Origin of the sequence: Glutamicibacter uratoxydans (assembly GCF_050753455.1) — a bacterium.
GTDB lineage: Bacteria > Actinomycetota > Actinomycetes > Actinomycetales > Micrococcaceae > Glutamicibacter > Glutamicibacter uratoxydans_A.
In genome coordinates this window covers 1,970,104-1,990,287 of record NZ_CP192736.1, presented here as the reverse complement: position 1 = coordinate 1,990,287, position 20,184 = coordinate 1,970,104, and the positions used below count along the sequence as shown (strand labels likewise).

Sequence of the window (20,184 nt, the reverse complement as noted above, 5' to 3'; positions counted from 1 at the left end):
GAGGGCCACGAGTCAGGCTGCTGGAGCTGGCGGCACAGAAGTCCGTCTCCGAGCTACTGACCGATCCGGAGATGAGTGCTACGCCGGCTTCGCCGGGTGGAGGACTCTTCAGCCCACTGCACTAAACCGGCCAGTTCGCGCGCTGTGAGCTGGCCGGTTCGCAAACGGGGAAGGTGTAGCTGACTAGTCTAGGCGTCCCACGCTGGTCAGCGTGACCACCGGGAACCCGGCCTCGTCGGAGTCGTCGAGCGAGATGGTCGCGTTAATACCCCAGTCATGATTCTCTTCGGGGTCTGCGAAAATTTGTCGCACCTGCCAGATCCGCCCGGGCTGTTCGTTCACGATGAACAGTTTGGTGCTGCGGCCACTGGGCCCATCATCGATGTCATCATGTTCCTCGAAATAGCCGTCCATGACATCGGCCCAAGCATCGGCGTCGAAACCATTGTGGCCGTCCAGCTCGCCCAAGGCCTGATCCTGTTCGTCGGCGAACAGCTTGACCCGGCGGAACATCTCATTGCGCACCATCACCCTAAAGGCGCGGGTGTTACTTGTGAGCTTGTCCGGGGCCGGGGGAGTGATCTCCCTGGCATGATCTTCCGGCATCTCCCCACGCGAGAGTTCTTCCCACTCATCAAGTAAGGAAGAGTCGATCTGACGGATCATCTCGCCCAACCATTCGATCAGGTCGCTGAGGTCTTCGCGCAGCGAATCCTGCGGCACGGTTTGGCGCAGGGCCTTGTATGCGTCGGTGAGGTAGCGCAATAGCACGCCTTCGGAGCGAGCCAACTGGTAATACTGGACGAAGTCGGAGAAGCCCATGGCGCGTTCGTACATGTCACGCACTACTGACTTGGGAGCCAGCTCAAAGTCCGCCAACCACGGAGCACCTTGCCGATACTGTTCGAAGGCGGATTCCAGTTTCTCCGCCAGCGGTTGTGGGTAGCTGAGCGTATCGAGAATATTCATCCGCTCGTCATATTCGATGCCGTCAGCCTTCATTTGTGCCACGGCTTCCGAGCGCACCCGCTTCTCTTGGGCGGAGAGCACCTGACGTGGCTTTTCCAAGGTTGCCTCGATCACCGAGACCACATCTAGGGCGTAGCTGGCCGAGTCCGGATCCAAGAGCTCTAGGGCTGCCAGCGCGAAGGGAGATAACGGTTGGTTCAGCGCGAAGTTCTGCTGCAGGTGCACGGTCAACGCATAGTAGTTTCCATGCCGATCCGGCTCACTATTGCGCACCACCACCCCGGTGGCTAAGAGTTCACGCAAAATACCCAGCACCCGCAGTTTGAGTTTACGTTGCGCGGCCGGGGTCTCATGGTTTTCGGACAGGAGCCGACTGATCGTGGCGAAGGTGTTCTCTTCACGTTCCAGCAGGTTCAAGATCATCGAGTGCGAGACTTGGAAGGAAGATTTCAGTGTCTCCGGTTGGGCGTCGACGATCTTTTCGAAAGTCTTCTCGCCCCAGGTTACGAAGCCCTGTGGGGGTTTCTTCTTCGGAATTTGGCGCAGCTTCGAGGAACCTTCGCCGTGCTTCTTCACGGCCTTTTCCATCGCTTTCGCGTTTTCAATCGCATGCTCGGGAGCCTGGACTAGCACTGTTCCGGCGGTGTCGAACCCGGCCCGTCCGGCCCGACCGGCGATCTGATGAAATTCGCGGGCGTTCAAGATGCGGGTGCGGGTGCCATCAAACTTGGACAGGGCGGTGATGACCACGGTACGGATCGGCACGTTGATACCCACTCCGAGGGTGTCGGTGCCGCAAATGACCTTCAGCAACCCGGCTTGGGCCAACTGTTCCACCAACCGGCGATACTTCGGTAACATTCCTGCATGGTGCACGCCGATCCCGTGGCGTACCAAGCGGTTGAGGGTCTTACCGAACCCGGCAGCGAAACGGAACCCGCCGATGAGTTCGCTAATCCGTTCTTTTTCTTCCTTGGTGGCCACATTGATGCTCATCAACCCGGTGGCGCGATCGATCGCATCCAGTTGCGAGAAGTGCACAATGTAGATCGGGGTTTGGCTGGTGCGAATCAGCTCATCCACGGCTTCCTGTACTGGCTCCATGGAGTAGTAGAAGTGCAGCGGGATGGGCCGTTCGCTGTGCGCCACCGTGGTGGTTTCGCGTCCGGTGCGCTCACTCAGTTCATTTTCGAAGCGGCTGACATCACCCAGCGTGGCGCTCATCAATAAGAACTGAGCCTGCGGGAGTTCGATCAGCGGCACTTGCCAGGCCCAGCCGCGTTGCGGGTCGGCGTAAAAATGGAACTCGTCCATGATGACGGTGTTGACATCCGCGTTGGAGCCTTCACGTAGCGCAATGTTGGCCAAGATCTCTGCGGTGCAACAAATAATGGGGGCATCGGCGTTGACTGCCGAGTCACCGGTGACCATACCCACGTTCTCCGCACCAAAAATCTTGCACAGGTCGAAGAATTTCTCCGAAACTAGCGCTTTGATCGGAGCGGTATAGAAGCTGACTTGGTCACGGCACATGGCATAGAAGTGCGCGGCGATCGCTACCAAGGATTTACCCGAACCGGTGGGGGTGGCCAGAATGACGTTGTTACCGGCCACCAGGTTCAAGGAGGCCTCGTCCTGAGCGGGGTACAGGGTTATGCCGCGTTCCGAAACCCAACGGCCGAAGGCCTCATAGATTTCTTCGTCGGAAACGTTCGTTGGATCGGAAGGAAGCAAGTCTGTGAGCATCATGATGATCCCAGCTTATCGGTTGCGAACTATGAACTGGCTCTATGCGTGGTGTACCCCACGGCATTAAACTCGGGTTATGAAGTGGGATCCGAGCAAGTACACAGAATTCGCGGATCATCGGGGTCGCCCGTATCTGGATTTGATGGACCGCGTGCAAAATCTAGCACCCAAGAAAATCGTGGATTTGGGTTGTGGGCCAGGAAATATGACCAAGCTGTTGGCGCAGCGTTGGCCCGAAGCTCTGGTCTTGGGATTGGACTCATCGGAGCAAATGATTGACACCGCCCGCGCGCAGAAGAACCCGCCGAACCTGCGATTCGAACTGGCCGACGCCCGCAGCTGGCAGGCCGACGACACGATCGACCTGATCTTTTCCAATGCCATGTTGCAATGGATCCCGGGACATGAAGAGCTACTCAAAGGGTGGTTGCGGCAGCTCGACAGTGAAGCGGCCGTGGCGATCCAGCTACCCGGGAATTTCTCTTCACCTTCACATGCCACCATGCGTGAAGTCGCCGATAGCCCACGCTGGGCACAGAAACTGTCCGGGGTGTTACGCCATGATGATGCGGTCAGTGAGCCAGTGGAGTATCAACAACTTCTCATCGATGCCGGGTACACGGCCGATGTGTGGGAAACCACTTACCATCAGCTGCTCTCCGGGGATGACCCGGTCCTTGAGTGGGTGCGCGGAACCGCGCTATTGCCGGTCAAAGCGGTGTTAAGTCCGGAAGAATACTTGGATTTTGAGGAAGATTACCGGGTGGCCATCGCGGATAAGTACCAGAGCATTGAGGTGGAGGATGGGCAAAAACTGGTGAACTTCCCCTTCCGTCGCATCTTCATGGTGGGCCAGAAACTCGGTTGAGAAGACCGACCGTCGGCGCGGTTCGGAAATTAATCGCCAGTCGGCTCCGCGTGCTGTGCCCGCGAAGCCGACCTAAGATTTACCAGCCGCGTTCACGCCATTCGGGTAGCTGTGGGCGTTCATCACCCAGTGTGGTGAAACCACCGTGCCCCGGGTAAACCAAGGCTTCGTCCGGGTACTTACCAAACAGACGCTCGCTGACATCGGCAAAAAGTGAAGCGAAGCGTTGCGGATCCTCCCAGGTATTACCCACCCCGCCAGGGAACAACGAATCCCCACTCAGAATCACCACAGCGCCGGAAGAATCACGCACCACAAAGGCGATGGAACCCGGGGTATGGCCACGCAAATGTACACAATCGATCACCACATCGCCCAAGGGCAGCCGGTCCCCGTGCTTCACCGGATGGGAAGTGGCCACGCCGGACTGCTTTTCAATCTCTGCAGCATCTTCGGCTCCCGCATAGGTCGGAACTGGGTAAGCCTGATGAGCGTCCTGCAGCGCGCGCACATGATCCCAATGTTGGTGGGTGGTGGCGATCCCGGTGAGTGTGGGGTCCGGGCCATCCTCGCTGGCGCTGGAAATCATCTCGGCGATAGCCGACCAATCATCGGCAGCGTCCACCAGTAGCTGCTTTCCGGAAGACCGCTCGGTCAGCAAATAGACGTTATTGGCCATATCGGAAACACTGATGTGGCGGATGACCACATCGTCAAGGATAAGTTCACTCATACGCCTAGCCTAAGTCCCTTGACCGGTCCAAAGCGATAGGCTCGAAACAAACGCCGACGATCCGCTACCGAAAGATAAGCAGTCATGGATACCCTGGATTTCCTGAGCATCGACCCGGAATCTGCTACCGCCCCCTACCAACAGGTTCGTGAGCAGATCCTGAGCGCCATCACCGAGGGCAAGCTCACCCCGGGAACCAAACTCCCCTCGGTGCGAGCACTGGCCGGAACCCTATCCTTGGCCACCAACACCGTAGCGAAGGTGTACAAAGAACTGGAGAGCCAAGGTGCCGTGGTGACCCGTGGTCGCCATGGAACGGTGGTGCAAGCCGGCACCGAGCGCGGGGTACAGGAAGTCACTGACGCGGCCGCGGACCTCGCCCGAATCAGTCAGATTTGGAACGTGGATCAAGACCAAGCGATTCAGTATCTGAAAGCAGCCTTCAGCTCCCTTCCGAAATAACCTGCAGCCGAGCCAGCCCGGCGGTAACCACCGGCAGAGGGAGTCCGGTGGCGGGTTCAAGCATCTGCCCACCGAGGCCGAAGACAGCACACTGCCCGGCCGCGTTGCACGCCACTTAGACGCGGCAGGCGCAGACGTTGCCGTTTCGCAGGCCCCTGAATCCCGCCTAATTATTGCGCTCACCGCCGCCGACCGGTGCTAGATACATTGAATTTCTGCGCACCTGGTGTCTCGCTCAGGGCGATATTGCGCTGTCCACCGCCGGCGGGATGCTGCTCTGCCGAGTGCAGAAAGCCGCCGTGGCACAGTAAACGGTCGGGTGCTCGCCACCGCGGTTAATCTCACTTCCTGGATGTGCGCTGACCCACTCTTATTCGAATCAGTTTTCGATTAGTATGGGCTGGTGGCTATTACTGCAGAGACTACTTCCGTCGATTTATCACGTTTGGTCGTCAAAGGCGCGCGTGAACACAACCTGAAAAATGTTGACCTCGATCTGCCGCGTGATGCGATGATCGTGTTCACCGGGCTGTCCGGTTCGGGCAAGTCTTCCTTGGCTTTCGACACCATTTTTGCCGAAGGTCAGCGCCGCTATGTGGAATCGCTCTCGGCCTATGCCCGCATGTTCCTGGGCCAGGTTGACAAGCCCGATGTCGATTTCATTGAGGGGCTCTCCCCAGCGGTGTCCATCGACCAGAAGTCGACCAGCCGCAACCCACGCTCCACTGTGGGCACGATCACCGAAGTTTATGACTACATGCGTCTGCTCTGGGCGCGCATCGGGCACCCGCACTGCCCGGAATGTGGCGAACCAATTTCTAAGCAGACCCCACAGCAGATTGTTGATCAGCTGTTGGAGCTACCCACCAAAACCCGTTTCCAGGTTCTTGCGCCGGTGGTGCGCGCCCGGAAGGGTGAATTCGTTGACCTGTTCGCTGAGCTCTCGGCCAAGGGCTTCGCCCGTGCCCGGGTAGATGGCGAAACCATTCAGCTGACCGACCCGCCTAAACTGGCCAAGCAGTACAAGCACACCATTGAGGTGGTGGTTGACCGTCTGGCGATCAACGACACGGTACGCCAACGGTTGACCGACTCGGTGGAAACTGCACTGAACCTAGCCGAGGGCCGGGTACTGATCGACTTTGTGGATCTGGATGCCGAGGATCCTCAACGCATCCGTTCCTTCTCAGAGAACTTAGCCTGCCCGAACGAGCACCCCCTAGCGATTGATGAGATCGAACCACGCACCTTTTCCTTCAACAATCCCTTCGGGGCCTGCGCCGCCTGTAGCGGAATCGGCACCAAACTGGAGGTCGATGAGGCGCTGATCGTCCCGGATGACGAGGTCAAACTGGCCGATGGGGCGATCGCCCCATGGTCTTTGGGTAAAGCCACCACCGAATACTGGAACCGGCTGATCGAAGGCTTGGGTAAAGAACTCGGTTTCGACATGGACACCCGGTGGAAAGACTTGCCAGCGAAGGCTCGGCAGGCGATCCTCAACGGCAAGGACCACAAGGTGGTGGTGCAGTACAAGAACCGCTTTGGCCGCGAACGCAAGTACTCCACCGGATTCGAAGGTGTTATCTCCTATGTGCACCGCAAGCACCAAGAGACCGAATCCGATCATGCCCGCGACCGGTACGAGCAGTACATGCGGCAGATCCCGTGCCCAACTTGCTCCGGGGCGCGGCTGAACCCGGCTTCGCTGTCGGTGCTGGTGGGCGGCAAGTCGATCGCCGAAGTGTCCGCCATGGACTTACGTAGCGCCGCCGAATTCATGGGTGGCATTGAGATGTCCCCACGTGAGGCCCAGATCGCCGCACAGGTGCTCAAGGAAATTGCGGCCCGCATGCGCTTCTTGCTCGACGTGGGCCTGGAATACTTGACCCTCGAGCGTGCCGCCGGGACCCTGTCCGGTGGGGAGGCGCAGCGTATCCGCTTGGCCACTCAGATCGGTTCGGGACTGGTCGGGGTGCTCTATGTGCTCGATGAGCCATCCATTGGTCTGCACCAGCGCGACAACCGCCGACTGATCGATACCCTGATTCGTTTACGGTCCTTGGGCAACACCCTGATCGTGGTGGAACACGATGAGGACACCATCGCCGAAGCTGACTGGATTGTTGACATTGGTCCGGGCGCCGGGGAACACGGTGGCACCGTGGTGCACTCCGGATCGCTTGAAGAACTGAAAAACAATGAACATTCGATCACTGGCGATTATCTGGCCGGCCGCAGGCAGATCGCCATTCCTGCCAAGCGCCGCAAAGTGGACAAAAAGCGCATGCTTCAAGTGGTGGGCGCCAAAGAAAACAACCTGCAAAATGTCACCGTCGATTTCCCCTTGGGTGTGTTCACTGCGGTGACCGGTGTGTCAGGTTCGGGTAAATCCACCTTGGTCAACGACATCCTGTACAAGGTGCTGGCCAATAAGCTCAACGGGGCAAAGCAGGTCCCCGGACGGCATACCCGGGTGCAGGGTCTGGAACATTTGGACAAGGTCGTGCACGTGGACCAGTCACCGATCGGCCGCACCCCGCGCTCCAACCCGGCCACCTACACCGGCGTCTTTGACCATATTCGCAAGCTCTTCGCCGAAACCAATGAGGCGAAGGTGCGCGGCTACCTCCCAGGCCGGTTCTCATTCAACGTCAAGGGTGGTCGTTGCGAGTCCTGCTCGGGCGATGGCACCTTGAAGATCGAAATGAACTTCCTGCCCGACGTGTATGTGCCCTGCGAGGTCTGCCACGGTGCCCGCTACAACCGCGAAACCCTGCAGGTACTGTACAAAGGCAAAAACATTGCCGATGTGCTGGATATGCCGATTAGCGAAGCTGCGGAGTTCTTCGCCGCGTTCACCCCGATCGCCCGCCACCTGAACACCCTGGTCGACGTGGGCTTGGGCTATGTGCGGCTCGGTCAGCCGGCCACCACACTTTCCGGTGGTGAGGCGCAGCGTGTGAAGTTGGCGGCCGAACTCCAGAAACGTTCGAACGGCCGGTCGATTTACGTGCTGGATGAGCCGACCACCGGTCTGCACTTCGAAGATATTCGTAAGCTCCTGACCGTGCTGCAAGGGCTAGTGGAAAAGGGCAACACCGTCTTGACCATTGAGCACAACCTCGATGTCATCAAGTCAGCCGACTATGTGATCGATCTGGGTCCCGAAGGTGGCTCCGGTGGTGGCACCATTTTGGCCATCGGTACCCCAGAAGTCGTGGCCAAGGCCCCCGAATCGCATACCGGACGCTTCCTCAGCGAAGTGTTGAGCTAGCTCAGCTACTTCCCGCGCGATGGATCGCCGCTGGCACCCGAGATCCGCCTCTCAATGCTGGGATGGCGGGTTTCGGGTGCAAAGCGTGCGAGAATTGCTAAGTGATGTTGTCGGTTTCAAGTGTGCTTTTTGATCTTGATGGGACCCTAGTGGATCCCGCGGGAGCCATTACTGCGGGTATCCGTTATGCGTTGCGTACCCATGGTCTGCCCGACCCGGGGGAAGACCGGGTGGCCGCGTTGATCGGTCCACCGCTGCACATCGGATTACGCACCTTAGCTGGCGTGGATGATGCCAACATTGACCAGATCATTGCCACCTACCGGGAGCAGTATGCCCGGCAGGGCATGGCCCAGTCACAGATTTACCCCGGGATCACCCAACTATTGGCACAATTGCGCGACGCCGGAATGTACCTCGCAGTGACGACCGCGAAACCGGAACCCATCGCACGGCAACTGCTGGAAGTCCAAGGATTGGACAGCGCCTTCGATGCCGTGCACGGTAACCGTGGCGAGGTGGGTGAACACGGATCCAGCAAGGCCCACATTGTTGCCGCCGCGGTCCACCGGGCGGATCTGGACCCGCAGAGCGCTGTCGTGGTGGGGGACCGCTACTATGACCTTGAAGCCGCTCGCGACAATCATATCCGAAGCATCGGTGTGCGGTGGGGCTTCGCCCAGGGATCGGAATTAGCGGTGGCTGATCATGTGGTGGATGACACCACCGAACTAGCGGCACTGCTGCTGGGAGCAACAACACCCAGCGCACTGAAGAACGATGTAGAACCTCAGGAAGGCACCAACTAATGAGCCTGTACACGATGACTCGATCGTCGATCCGTGTGGCCTTGCATACGCTGTGCCGGCCCGAAATTACCGGGCTTGAAAACGTTCCCAAGGACGGCTCGTTCATCGTTGCCTCAAACCACCTGTCCTTCTTGGACTCCATCATCATTCAGGCGTTGACTCCACGAGATGTCGCATTTTTTGCGAAGGCCGAGTATTTCACTACCCCCGGCATCAAGGGCAAGGTGATGAAGACTTTCTTCGAATCCGTGGGCTCCATCCCGGTGCAACGCGGGGAGCAGGCGGCCAGTGTCGCCGCTCTGGACTCCCTGGTTGACGTGCTCGAAGCTGGCAGCGGGATTGGGATTTACCCCGAAGGTACACGTTCGCGCGACGGGAAACTCTACCGTGGGCGTACCGGTGTGGGGTGGCTTGCGCTGACGACCGGAGCACCGGTGATCCCGGTAGGTTTGATTGGTACCGAAAACCTTCAACCGGCCGATCAGAAGGGAATCCGACCCACTAAATTCTCGATCCATTACGGTGAACCGCTGTATTTTGAACAAATGGGACGTAAACACCCTTTGCCTGAACGCCGTAAGGCTACCGACCGGATCGTGGACGCCATCGCCGAACTGACCGGCCAAGAACGCGTCGCCGCCTACAACCAGTTACCACCGGACGCGAAATAACCATGGCCGATCCAGCATCCTACCGCCCGAAAACCTCGGATATTCCCACCAAACCAGGGGTGTACCGGTTCCGGGATGAACATGGGCGGGTCATCTATGTGGGTAAGGCCCGGGTGCTGCGCAACCGACTGTCTTCCTATTTCGTCAACCCCGCACGGCTTAGCCCGAAAACCCATGCGATGGTCTTCAGCGCGGCCAGCGTGGAATGGACGGTGGTCGCCACCGAACTGGAAGCCCTGCAGCTGGAGTACACCTGGATCAAGGAGTACAACCCCCGATTCAACATTGTCTTCCGCGATGACAAATCCTATCCCTATCTCGCGGTGACCTTGAATGAAAAATATCCGCGCGCCCTGGTGATGCGTGGGGACCGCCGCAAGGGGGTCAAATACTTTGGCCCGTTCTATCCGGCGAAGGCCATCCGTGAAACGCTCGATACCCTGCTGAGGGTTTTCCCGGTCCGCAGTTGCTCTCCCGGAGTGTTCAACCGTGCCCAAGCCTCGGGGCGGCCTTGCCTCCTGGGATATATCGACAAATGCGCTGCCCCGTGTGTGGGACGCGTAGACCCGGACGAGCACCGGAAACTTGCTGAGGACCTGTGTACCTTCATGGGCGGTGAAGCAACCCGTTTCATCAAAGACCTCGAAGCGAAGATGGCCGCGGCCGTGGCCGAACTAGAGTACGAGCAGGCTGCCCGGTATCGGGACGATATTGCCGCACTCAAACGGGTCTTTGAACGCAATGCGGTGGTGCTGGCAGAGAACACCGATGCCGATATTTTCGGTTTTCACGAGGACGAACTGGAAGCAGCGGTACAAGTTTTCCACGTGCGTGCCGGTCGGATCCGCTCCCAGCGCGGCTGGGTGGTGGAGAAAGTCGCCGACCACACGCCCGAGGAGTTCGTGGAGCACCTGCTCACCCAGGTCTACGCCGATCATCCGGACCGGATTCCGCGTGAAATTCTCGTCCCGGTCCTACCGGTGGATATCAACGATGTCACCACCTGGCTCTCAGAGCTACGCGGTTCGCGGGTCTCGCTTCGCATTCCACAGCGCGGCGATAAGGCGGCGTTGGCACAGACCGTGGTGGAAAACGCCGAACAGTCGCTGCGTCTGCATAAGTCCAAACGTGCTGGCGACATTTCCACCCGCTCGGCGGCCCTGCAGGAGTTGCAGGAAGCCCTGGGCACAGATGAAGCATTATTACGCATTGAATGCTATGACGCCTCACATACCCAAGGCACCAACGTGGTGGCCTCTATGGTGGTCTTCGAAGACGGGCTTCCGAAGAAGAGCGAATACCGCAAGTTCTCAATTACCGGGGAAGCGGCGCGTGATGACACCGCGAGCATGTATGACGTGATCTCCCGCCGGTTTACCCGCTACTTGAAGGATCAGGTTGACGCGAAATCCTTCACCAGTGGGGCCATCGATGGCAGCGAACCGGAAATGAAAAAATTCGCGTACCCGCCTTCCTTGGTCATTGTTGACGGTGGGCCACCCCAGGTGGCCGCTGCGCAGCGTGCGCTGGATGATTTGGGTATTGACGACATCCCCGTGGTGGGATTGGCCAAACGTTTAGAAGAGCTCTGGTTGCCGAATGACCCGTTCCCGGTGATTCTGCCCCGTTCCTCCGCTGCCCTATATCTGGTGCAGCGTTTACGCGACGAGGCCCACCGCTTCGCGATCACTTTCCACCGCGCCAAACGTTCCAAATCGATGATCGAGTCCGAGTTGGACAAAATTCCGGGACTTGGAACCGCGAAACAAGAGGCGCTGCGCAAGCACTTCGGGTCAATGAAAAAAATTCGTGCCGCCAGCATCCAAGAGTTAATGCAGGTTAAGGGCGTGGGTGAAAGGTTAGCCACCAACATTCAGGAATCTTTGCAAATCACGTCATCAGGCGCGGTTAATATGACCACCGGAGAAATTCTCGACTAGCCTTAAGTTATGACGGTCGAGTACAAGACAGTAAAACCTCCGGAAACCGAGCTAGTGATTGTCACCGGGATGTCCGGTGCCGGACGCACCACCGTGGCCCACGCCTTGGAAGACCTCGGTTGGTACGTGGTGGAGAACCTTCCACCGTCGATGCTGGGGATGCTCACCGAGCTGATGAGCCGCTCGCAAGGCGGTCTGCCCAAGGTCGCGGTGGTCATGGACGTTCGCTCCAAGGACCTATTCCCCGAAATGCGGGGCGCACTTAGTTCCCTCACGGCCGGGGGCGTGGGCTATCGACTGTTCTATCTGGATGCCGACAATGATGTGTTGGTTCGGCGTTTTGAACAAGGCCGCCGACCCCACCCACTGCAGAGTGACGGGCGCATCCTTGATGGGATTGAACGGGAACGCGATGTCACCGCCGAACTGCGCGAGGCCGCCGAAGTAATTCTGGACTCCTCAGAGATGTCCGTGCATGACCTGGCTCGCTCCGTCATTGAACTCTTCAGTGACTCCGGTCCAGTGGTGTTGCGCTTGAACGTGATGAGCTTCGGCTTCAAATACGGGTTGCCCACCGACGCCAACTATGTGGCTGACGTGCGATTCATCCCGAACCCGCACTGGGTTCCAGAACTCCGGCCGAAAACCGGGCAGGACCCCGAGGTGTCCGAGTACGTATTGGGAAATCCTGGAACCGAGGAATTTATCAGCCATTACCTGCGCGCCCTGGAACCGGTTTTCGAGGGATACCGCCGCGAAAATAAACACTATGCGACCCTTGCGGTGGGTTGCACCGGTGGCAAACACCGTTCGGTGGCGACCGCCATTGAGCTGGGGCGCCGTTTAGCGCAATTACCGAATGTCCGGGTCAAGGTTACCCACCGTGACCTAGGCCGCGAGTAGGCTGGGGAACGCACGTGGTATTTGCAACAGGGCCGATCCCGATTCAGGGACTGAGCCGCGATGACTCTTCGCACAACCCCTCAGTGGTGGCACTTGGCGGCGGACATGGGCTGTCCGCGTCACTTGCCGCATTACGCCGGTTAACCACCGCATTGACCGCCATTGTGACGGTGGCCGATGACGGCGGAAGCTCCGGACGGTTGCGCGAGTCTTTTCCGGTACTCCCGCCCGGGGATCTGAGGATGGCGCTGGCTGCACTGTGTGACGATAACGACTGGGGTCGCACCTGGCGTGATGTCATGCAACACCGATTTGAGGCACAGCTGAACGAAGGTGAGCCGCTGAACGGGCACGCGGTAGGAAACCTACTGATCCTCGCCTTGTGGGAACTCCTTGATGACCCGGTCGCCGGGCTACGCTGGGCCGGGGCTCTGCTCGGTGCACGCGGCCAAGTGCTACCGATGAGCACGGTGCCATTGACCATTCACGGTGAAGTTTTACAAGCCGACGAGCAGGACAATCTGCGCCGGGTGCGGATCAGTGGTCAGGCGGAGCTGGGTAAAGCCGGAAGTAACACGTTGATCACCAATGTGAACTTAGAGCCGGTCGGAGCACCAGCCTGTATCGAGGCCTTGGAAGCTATTGACTTGGCCGATTGGGTGATCCTTGGGCCTGGTTCTTGGTACACCTCAGTTCTGCCGCATCTGCTTCTTCCGGAAATGCGTGGGGCGCTGGCCGCAACCACGGCCAAGAAGGTGCTGACAATGAATCTCTCGATGAACACCGCAGAAACCGGCGGGATGGATGAAGTTGCGCATTTAGAGGTCATTGCCAGGTACGCGCCGGAAATGAAATTTGATGCGATTATCGCTGATGAATCGAAGATTTCGAACCCCGAGCGTTTTGAGCTTGCAGCACAAAAACTGGGTGCGCGTGTCTTTTTCGGTAGAGTAGGAGTATCCGACGGTCGTGCTGTTCACGACCCGTTGCGACTCGCGGCGGCCTATCACGAGGTATTCACCGCCATCGGTTCGTAGGATGAAGAACCATGTAAGGGAGTTTGATTCATGGCATTGACGGCTTCCGTCAAAGACGAGCTGTCCCGGGTAGAAATCCGCAAGCCCTCGGTCCGTAAGGCCGAGGTTTCCACCATGCTGCGGTTTAGCGGCGGCTTGCATATTGTATCCGGACGTATTGTGATCGAGGCAGAGGTTGACCTAGCCGCCACGGCACGTCGGCTGAAACTGGCAATCTCAGAACTTTATGGTCACGATGCCGAAATCGTGATGGTCACCGGATCCGGCATCCGCAAGGGCAGCCGATACATTGTGCGGGTGGCCAAGGACGGTGAGGTCTTAGCCCGCCAAACCGGGCTTTTGGATGCCCGGGGACGCCCGGTTCGAGGGCTGCCTTCGGTGATCGTGAACGGTTCCACCGCCGACGCCGAAGCCGTCTGGCGCGGAGCGTTCCTCTCCCACGGTTCGTTGACCGAACCCGGACGCAGCTCGGCTTTGGAAATTACCTGCCCCGGACCGGAGGCCGCGCTGGCGTTGGTCGGTTCGGCCCGTCGGCTCGATATTACCGCCAAGGCCCGTGAAGTACGTGGGGTAGACCGTGTGGTGATCCGTGACGGAGACGCGATCGCGCAACTCTTGACTCGCATGGGCGCGCATGATGCGCTGATGGTGTGGGAAGAACGCCGCATGCGCAAGGAGGTGCGAGCCACGGCAAACCGTCTCGCAAACTTCGATGATGCGAACTTGCGTCGCAGCGCCCAAGCCGCCGTCGCCGCCGGAGCTAGGGTGGAACGCGCCCTGCAGATCCTCGGCGATGAGGTCCCCGACCACCTGCGCTACGCAGGGCTGCTCCGCTTAGAGCACAAACAAGCTTCATTGGATGAACTCGGCCGGATGGCCGAACCGCCAATGACGAAGGACGCCATCGCAGGCCGGATCCGCCGCTTGTTGGCCATGGCCGACAAAAAAGCCGGTGAGCTGGGAATACCTGGGACTGAGTCCAGCGTTCCAGTAGATGCACTGGAACAATAATTGTCCCCGTGGGCGCCGATTGCCCGCGGAGATTCGTCCGATTGATTAGATTGAGGAGAATCATGGCTGTTTATTCGCTGCCTGAACTGCAGTACGACTACGCCGCTCTGGAGCCAAACATTTCGGCTCGCATCATGGAGCTGCACCACTCCAAGCACCACGCAACCTACGTTGCCGGCGCAAACTCCGCACTGGAGCAGCTGGCCGAAGCCCGCGAAAAGGGCGAATTCGGCAACATCCCGAAGCTGTCCAAGGACCTAGCTTTCCACTTGGGCGGTCACACCAACCACTCGATCTTCTGGAACAACCTGTCGCCAGAAGGCGGCGACAAGCCTGAAGGCGAGCTCGCAGCAGCCATCGACGAGTTCTTCGGCTCCTTCGACGCATTCCGCGGTCACTTCACCGCAGCTGCCATGAGCCTGCAGGGTTCGGGTTGGGCCGTATTGGCCTACGAGCCAATCGGCGGCCAGCTGGTTATCGAGCAGCTCTACGATCAGCAGGGCAACATCCCAGTGGCAACCACCCCACTGCTGATGCTGGATATGTGGGAGCACGCCTTCTACCTGGACTACGTCAACGTCAAGGCCGACTACGTCAAGGCTTTCTGGAACATCGTGAACTGGGCCGACGTCCAGGCACGCTTCGCAGCAGCCCGCAATGGTGCCGCTTCGCTGGTTGTCCCAGGTAAGTAGTTAAAACACAGCGGTTACCCGCCTCACATCTGCGTTCCAGTAACGTAGGATGTTAACAATGTGTTTCGAACCCCGCCTCGACGGGGTTCGAAACACGACACAACGGAGTGTCCTTCCAATGAAAGGCCACTTCCGTTAGCACACGGCAAGTGGCGTCAGCATCCCCGTTTAGAGGAGATAGTCTCGTGACAACCCGTGTTGGAATCAACGGCTTCGGACGCATCGGGCGCAACTACTTGCGCGCTGTTCTGGCCCAGAACGCCGATATTCAGGTGCTTGCCGTCAACGATCTGGGCGACATCAACGCCTTGGCCCATCTGGTCAAATTCGACTCCATTCTTGGAGTTCTGGATCAGCCGGTCAGTGTGGAAGGAAACTTCCTGATCGTCGGCGAACAACGTATTCAAGTCTTTTCCGAAAAGAACCCGGAAAATCTGCCTTGGGCTGACCTTGGTGTTGACATCGTAATCGAGTCCACCGGACGCTTTACTAAAGCCGCCGGCGCACAGAAGCACCTTGATGCCGGCGCCAAGAAGGTCATCATTTCCGCTCCAGCTAAGGGCGAAGACATCACCATTGTGATGGGCGTCAACGACCAGAACTACGATCCGGCCGCGCACCACATCATCTCCAACGCCTCGTGCACCACTAACTGCTTGGCTCCGGTTGCCAAGGTGCTGAACGATGAATTCGGCATTATTGATGGCATGATGACCACCATCCACGCGTACACTGCGGATCAGCGCCTGCAGGACGCCCCGCATAAGGATCCACGTCGGGCTCGGGCGGCAGCCTTGAATATGATCCCGACCTCCACCGGCGCCGCGAAGGCCATCGGTAGTGTGCTCCCGGAACTGAAAGGCAAGCTGAACGGTTATGCCATGCGGGTACCGGTCCCAACCGGCTCGGCGACCGACCTGACCGTGAACCTTGCTCGTGAAGCAAGCGTGGAAGAGATCAATGCGGTCTTTGCTAAGGCTGCAGCCGAGAGGCAACTAGCACCCTACCTGCAGTACTCCACCGATCCGCTGGTCTCTAGCGATATTGTGAGCAACCCGCACTCGGCGATTTTCGACTCGGAATTCACCACGGTGATCGGTAATACCGTCAAGGTCTTGGCTTGGTACGACAACGAGTGGGGCTACACCGCGCGACTCGTTGACCTGACTCAATTGGTGGGTTCGAGGCTGTAGTCGGATAATCTAGAGTCATGACTTCACAGACTCTCGACGAACTGATCGCCGACGGTGTGCGGGGACGGCACGTTTTGGTCCGCTGCGACCTCAACGTGCCGTTGGACGGCAGCACTGTCACCGATGATGGGCGCGTGCGCGCGTCCCTGCCAGTGCTCAGCAAGCTCACCGAAGCCGGTGCACGGGTTATCGTCATGGCACATCTGGGGCGCCCGAAGGGCGCCGTGGACCCGAAGTACTCGATCGCTCCGGCTGCACATCGTCTTGATGAACTTGCCGACTTCGAAGTGGTTGTCGCCGAAGATGTTGTTGGGCCATCGGCTCAGCAGGCTGCGGCCAACTTGGCTGACGGTAGCGTGCTGGTGATCGAGAACGTTCGCTTCGATGCCCGCGAAACCTCCAAGGATGACACCGAGCGTGCCGCCTTCGCGGCCGAACTGGCCGCATTGACCGGCAACCAGGGCGCCTACGTTAATGACGCCTTTGGTGCGGTTCACCGCAAGCACGCTTCGGTGTATGACATTGCCGCGTTGTTGCCTTCCTACCAGGGTGACCTGGTAGCCACCGAGGTGAAGGTGCTGCAGACCCTGACCGAGGCCCCCAAACGCCCGTACGTGGTGGTTTTGGGTGGGTCTAAGGTTTCGGACAAGTTGGCCGTGATTGACAATCTGTTGGGTAAGGCTGATCAGCTGCTGATTGGTGGCGGTATGGCCTTCACCTTCCTCAAAGCCAAGGGGTACGCCGTGGGCGGCTCACTGCTGGAAGAAGACCAGGTTGCCACCTGCTTGGATTACCTGAGTCGTGCCGAGAAACTGGGCTGCGACATCATCATTCCCACCGATGTGGTGGTGGCAGAGAAGTTCGGCGCCGACGCCGCATATGAGGTGCTGGAAGCAGACAAGATCGAAGAAGCCAGCTTTGGCAGCACCGGTCTAGGCCTGGACATTGGTCCGAAAACCGCCGAATTGTTTGCCAGCTACATCACTAGCGCCAATACCGTGTTCTGGAACGGTCCAATGGGTGTCTTCGAAATCCCGGCCTTTGCCGAAGGGACCCGTCGGGTCGCCGGGGCACTGGCCGAGTCGGAGGCCTTCAGCGTGGTCGGTGGTGGCGACTCCGCGGCAGCGGTGCGTACCCTGGGCTTCGCCGAAGACGACTTTGGACATATCTCAACCGGTGGCGGAGCGTCACTGGAATACCTTGAGGGCAAAACCCTACCGGGTGTCGCCGCTTTGGAAGGCTAACCACATGACCATTTCGCAAAATGGGAAATTTCTTCGCAAGCCACTGATTGCTGGTAACTGGAAGATGAACATGGACCACATCCAAGGGATCACCTTGGTGCAGAAACTTGCGTGGACCTTAAAGGACAACCAGCATGAGTATGACCGTGCCGAAGTTGCCGTGTTCCCTCCCTTTACCGACATCCGTGGCGTGCAGACGCTGACCCTCGGAGACAAACTGGATGTCGTGTACGGGGCCCAGGATCTCTCTGCGCAGGACTCGGGGGCTTATACCGGTGAGATCTCGGGTCAGTTCCTAGCCAAGCTCGGCTGCACCTACGTTTTGGTCGGTCACTCCGAACGCCGCGAGTACCACCACGAAAATGACGCTATCGTTGCGGCCAAGTTGGCTGCGGCTTACCGTCACGGTCTCACTCCGATTCTTTGTGTCGGTGAGGGACTGGAGATGCGCCAGGCTGGGGAACATGTGGAGTTCACCCTGACCCAGTTGGCGGACTCTTTGGAAGGAATCAGCGCCGAGCAGGCTGCCACACTGGTTGTCGCCTATGAGCCGGTCTGGGCCATTGGCACCGGGGAAGTGGCTGGTCCGCAAGACGCACAGGAAATGTGCGCAGCGATCCGTGAAGCGCTGGCTGCACGTTTCGGCAGCGAGGTTGCCGAGTCGATTCGGTTGCTTTACGGTGGCAGCGTCAAGGCTGCAAATGCTGCGGCGATCATGCGTGAGCGCGATGTTGACGGGGTGTTGGTTGGTGGCGCCAGCTTGGATGCCCAAGAGTTTGCTAATATTGTTAGGTTCGAGCATCATCTGGTGACCGATTAAACCCTAGGTAAGGAACCAACGTAGTGGATGTCATTGAGATTGTTCTGCAGGTACTACTGGGAATTACCAGTGTCCTGTTGACCATGCTGATCCTGCTGCACAAGGGTCGCGGTGGCGGAATGTCAGATATGTTCGGCGGCGGGGTAACCTCATCTTTGGGTTCATCCGGTGTGGCCGAACGTAACTTGAACCGCGTCACCATCGTCTTGGGCCTGATTTGGGCAGCGGTGATCATCGGATTAGCACTGATTATGCGCTTCAGCATCGAATCCTAAGCATTAGAACGACAAGCTCTCGGGGTTTCCGTCTAACGGAAGCCCCGAGAGCTTTTTAACGCGTCATTACCCGGATGCGAACACCCTAAGTCCGCATCTGGGGCCCAGAGCGACAAATTCTAGCCCGGATCGCTCGAGGAATGCTGCGGTTTAGCTTGCTGCGGGAACCGCCCCACGATTCGGACGTAAATAGATGGGGTCATTGCGGCCAACAGACAAAAAACTCCGAAACCGGTTCGGCCCGTTAGCATGCTGATAATCCCGAAAATCATGATGGATACCTGCAGCAGCATCATATTTCGTGGGCTCATTTTGAAACACCCCCTGATGCCTGTGTGTCTTTCAACGTTACCGGAGAATCACGCAATGCAACAGGGAACGCTCAGCACAATTACTAGGGGCAGGCACGGGATCTAGCGCTCACATTTCCGGTTGGTGCGGGACAGTGGGCATCTCTAAACGCTTGGCAACCCAGTGTGCCAACGGAATGATCAGCCCCAGAACGAGGAAGAGTACGCCCAGTTCGAGGCGACCACTCAATAAACAAAAAACCGCCAGAATACCAATCAACAACTGAATTCCGGTGTGGGACAGGGTCTGCACTTAGGGGTCCTTCGAACGAGCCAAAAATCTCCCTTCACCATAGGATGACCGGGATGAACATCTGGGTGTTAAAGACCTAGGTTGTGGTTAACCCCAGATGTATTAGGGAAGTTGTTACCGCATCGAACGCGATCAAGGCTCAGCGCGGACTTATTCGGCTGAATCGACGAAGGCTGCCTTGTAGTTCCGAGGTCGCACGCCCGCGCCCAGGATCTTTTGTAGGGCGCAAATCATGTTGGTTTCGGCTCTGCGGAGGGATCACGGCTTGGGGCGCTGGCCACACCGTGACCGAGCGCGGCATTAGCCGCCACAGTATGCCAGTTGCACATTCCGCTCGGATGGTCGCCACTGCCGACAACAAGCCCACCCCGTGCTCCAGTCTGTCGCATTTGGCCTGCTACGGAACCGTGGCAGTGGCATGCTCATACATGGCCGCTGAGTGATGGAGCAGATGCCCTACGGGCGCTCAAAGCACTCACGCTCGGTGTGTTGGATGGTCTTGATTCAAAGGATGACATGCCCGCGAATCGGGTACAGACTCTGACCCTCGTCAAGTACCTGGCCACCGCGTAACCCGGAGGCCATACGCACCGCAGTGGCCTTGCCAGCACGCTCTTCCCGAGTGGCCACAGGGTGTGGCGGCGAAGTTTCACTACCTAAGTGGCTCGCTGCACTTTGTGCCCCGCAAGTCGGTGGGTCTGCTCAGGCCCGGGACGGTGGCGTATCGGCCAGCTATGTCGCAGCTCAATACTCTGGTGGCGGGAGAAACAATGTTGGCGCAGGAGTATTTCGCGTCCTTTGTCCCGGAACGTTCAGTTCACAACCTCGTGTGATACTCAGTTTCATCCCGTGCTCAAAGTTCCTCGAAGCGGATCAGTGAGCGGGTCTAGAACTAATCGTTGGTCGCACAGTTCTCCGGATAGGACGG

19 protein-coding genes are annotated in these 20,184 nt (G+C 58.4%); 14 read left to right on the top strand and 5 right to left on the bottom strand.

Annotation, left to right across the window (positions count from 1 at the left end):
* Positions 1 to 183 precede the first annotated feature (183 nt).
* The gene (locus ACQQZ8_RS09120) at positions 184 to 2,718 is read right to left on the bottom strand and encodes a DEAD/DEAH box helicase (protein ID WP_431709523.1); all 2,535 of its coding nucleotides are present in this window, start codon (positions 2,716 to 2,718) and stop codon (positions 184 to 186) included.
* 76 nt (positions 2,719 to 2,794) lie between these two features.
* On the opposite strand from ACQQZ8_RS09120, the gene ACQQZ8_RS09115 reads away from it, so the two are divergent.
* A complete protein-coding gene (locus ACQQZ8_RS09115) occupies positions 2,795 to 3,586 on the top strand; it encodes a methyltransferase domain-containing protein (protein WP_431709522.1) in 792 nt (263 codons plus the stop codon).
* Between the two features lie 79 nt (positions 3,587 to 3,665).
* On the opposite strand, the gene ACQQZ8_RS09110 is transcribed toward ACQQZ8_RS09115, so the two are convergent.
* Entirely contained in the window at positions 3,666 to 4,319 is a 654-nt protein-coding gene (locus ACQQZ8_RS09110; RefSeq protein WP_431709521.1) for an MBL fold metallo-hydrolase, read from the bottom strand.
* 84 nt (positions 4,320 to 4,403) lie between these two features.
* Here ACQQZ8_RS09110 and ACQQZ8_RS09105 point away from each other — a divergent pair, with 84 nt between their 5' ends.
* The 13 genes from ACQQZ8_RS09105 to secG all read left to right on the top strand — a co-directional run bounded on the left by ACQQZ8_RS09105 (position 4,404) and on the right by secG (position 18,653).
* Positions 4,404 to 4,781, top strand: a complete 378-nt coding sequence (locus ACQQZ8_RS09105; RefSeq protein ID WP_431709520.1) for a GntR family transcriptional regulator — start codon at positions 4,404 to 4,406, stop codon at positions 4,779 to 4,781.
* A 403-nt stretch (positions 4,782 to 5,184) separates the two neighbouring features.
* Positions 5,185 to 8,058: an excinuclease ABC subunit UvrA gene (gene uvrA, locus ACQQZ8_RS09100; protein WP_431709519.1), complete on the top strand. Its 2,874-nt coding sequence runs from the start codon at positions 5,185 to 5,187 to the stop codon at positions 8,056 to 8,058.
* Positions 8,059 to 8,162: 104 nt separating this feature from the next.
* Positions 8,163 to 8,867, top strand: a complete 705-nt coding sequence (locus tag ACQQZ8_RS09095; protein ID WP_431712168.1) for an HAD hydrolase-like protein — start codon at positions 8,163 to 8,165, stop codon at positions 8,865 to 8,867.
* Complete coding sequence (locus tag ACQQZ8_RS09090; RefSeq protein ID WP_431709518.1) at positions 8,867 to 9,538, top strand: lysophospholipid acyltransferase family protein; 672 nt, start codon at positions 8,867 to 8,869, stop codon at positions 9,536 to 9,538. Before ACQQZ8_RS09095 ends, ACQQZ8_RS09090 begins: the two co-directional genes overlap by 1 nt.
* Positions 9,539 to 9,540: 2 nt before the next feature.
* A complete protein-coding gene (gene uvrC, locus ACQQZ8_RS09085; RefSeq protein WP_431709517.1) occupies positions 9,541 to 11,478 on the top strand; it encodes an excinuclease ABC subunit UvrC in 1,938 nt (645 codons plus the stop codon).
* Between the two features lie 9 nt (positions 11,479 to 11,487).
* On the top strand, positions 11,488 to 12,381 hold the full coding sequence (gene rapZ, locus ACQQZ8_RS09080; RefSeq protein WP_431709516.1) for an RNase adapter RapZ: 894 nt from the start codon (positions 11,488 to 11,490) through the stop codon (positions 12,379 to 12,381).
* A gap of 14 nt (positions 12,382 to 12,395) precedes the next feature.
* A complete protein-coding gene (locus tag ACQQZ8_RS09075; protein ID WP_431709515.1) occupies positions 12,396 to 13,418 on the top strand; it encodes a gluconeogenesis factor YvcK family protein in 1,023 nt (340 codons plus the stop codon).
* Between the two features lie 30 nt (positions 13,419 to 13,448).
* Entirely contained in the window at positions 13,449 to 14,429 is a 981-nt protein-coding gene (gene whiA / locus ACQQZ8_RS09070; protein WP_431709514.1) for a DNA-binding protein WhiA, read from the top strand.
* A gap of 62 nt (positions 14,430 to 14,491) precedes the next feature.
* Complete coding sequence (locus ACQQZ8_RS09065; RefSeq protein WP_431709513.1) at positions 14,492 to 15,121, top strand: superoxide dismutase; 630 nt, start codon at positions 14,492 to 14,494, stop codon at positions 15,119 to 15,121.
* 185 nt (positions 15,122 to 15,306) lie between these two features.
* Positions 15,307 to 16,314 (top strand): type I glyceraldehyde-3-phosphate dehydrogenase, encoded by a 1,008-nt coding sequence (gap, locus tag ACQQZ8_RS09060; RefSeq protein WP_431709512.1) that lies wholly within the window; start codon positions 15,307 to 15,309, stop codon positions 16,312 to 16,314.
* Between the two features lie 17 nt (positions 16,315 to 16,331).
* On the top strand, positions 16,332 to 17,558 hold the full coding sequence (locus ACQQZ8_RS09055) for a phosphoglycerate kinase (RefSeq protein WP_431709511.1): 1,227 nt from the start codon (positions 16,332 to 16,334) through the stop codon (positions 17,556 to 17,558).
* Between the two features lie 4 nt (positions 17,559 to 17,562).
* Positions 17,563 to 18,378: a triose-phosphate isomerase gene (gene tpiA / locus ACQQZ8_RS09050; protein WP_431709510.1), complete on the top strand. Its 816-nt coding sequence runs from the start codon at positions 17,563 to 17,565 to the stop codon at positions 18,376 to 18,378.
* A gap of 83 nt (positions 18,379 to 18,461) precedes the next feature.
* The gene (gene secG, locus ACQQZ8_RS09045; protein ID WP_431712167.1) at positions 18,462 to 18,653 is read left to right on the top strand and encodes a preprotein translocase subunit SecG; all 192 of its coding nucleotides are present in this window, start codon (positions 18,462 to 18,464) and stop codon (positions 18,651 to 18,653) included.
* A gap of 119 nt (positions 18,654 to 18,772) precedes the next feature.
* On the opposite strand, the gene ACQQZ8_RS09040 is transcribed toward secG, so the two are convergent.
* The 3 genes from ACQQZ8_RS09040 to ACQQZ8_RS09030 all read right to left on the bottom strand — a co-directional run bounded on the left by ACQQZ8_RS09040 (position 18,773) and on the right by ACQQZ8_RS09030 (position 19,886).
* Positions 18,773 to 18,964 carry a hypothetical protein gene (locus ACQQZ8_RS09040; protein ID WP_431709509.1) on the bottom strand — a complete coding sequence of 64 codons (192 nt, stop codon included), beginning with the start codon at positions 18,962 to 18,964 and terminating at the stop codon, positions 18,773 to 18,775.
* Positions 18,965 to 19,073: 109 nt separating this feature from the next.
* On the bottom strand, positions 19,074 to 19,256 hold the full coding sequence (locus ACQQZ8_RS09035; RefSeq protein ID WP_431709508.1) for a hypothetical protein: 183 nt from the start codon (positions 19,254 to 19,256) through the stop codon (positions 19,074 to 19,076).
* 504 nt (positions 19,257 to 19,760) lie between these two features.
* The gene (locus ACQQZ8_RS09030) at positions 19,761 to 19,886 is read right to left on the bottom strand and encodes a hypothetical protein (protein ID WP_431709507.1); all 126 of its coding nucleotides are present in this window, start codon (positions 19,884 to 19,886) and stop codon (positions 19,761 to 19,763) included.
* Between the last annotated feature and the right edge of the window lie 298 nt (positions 19,887 to 20,184).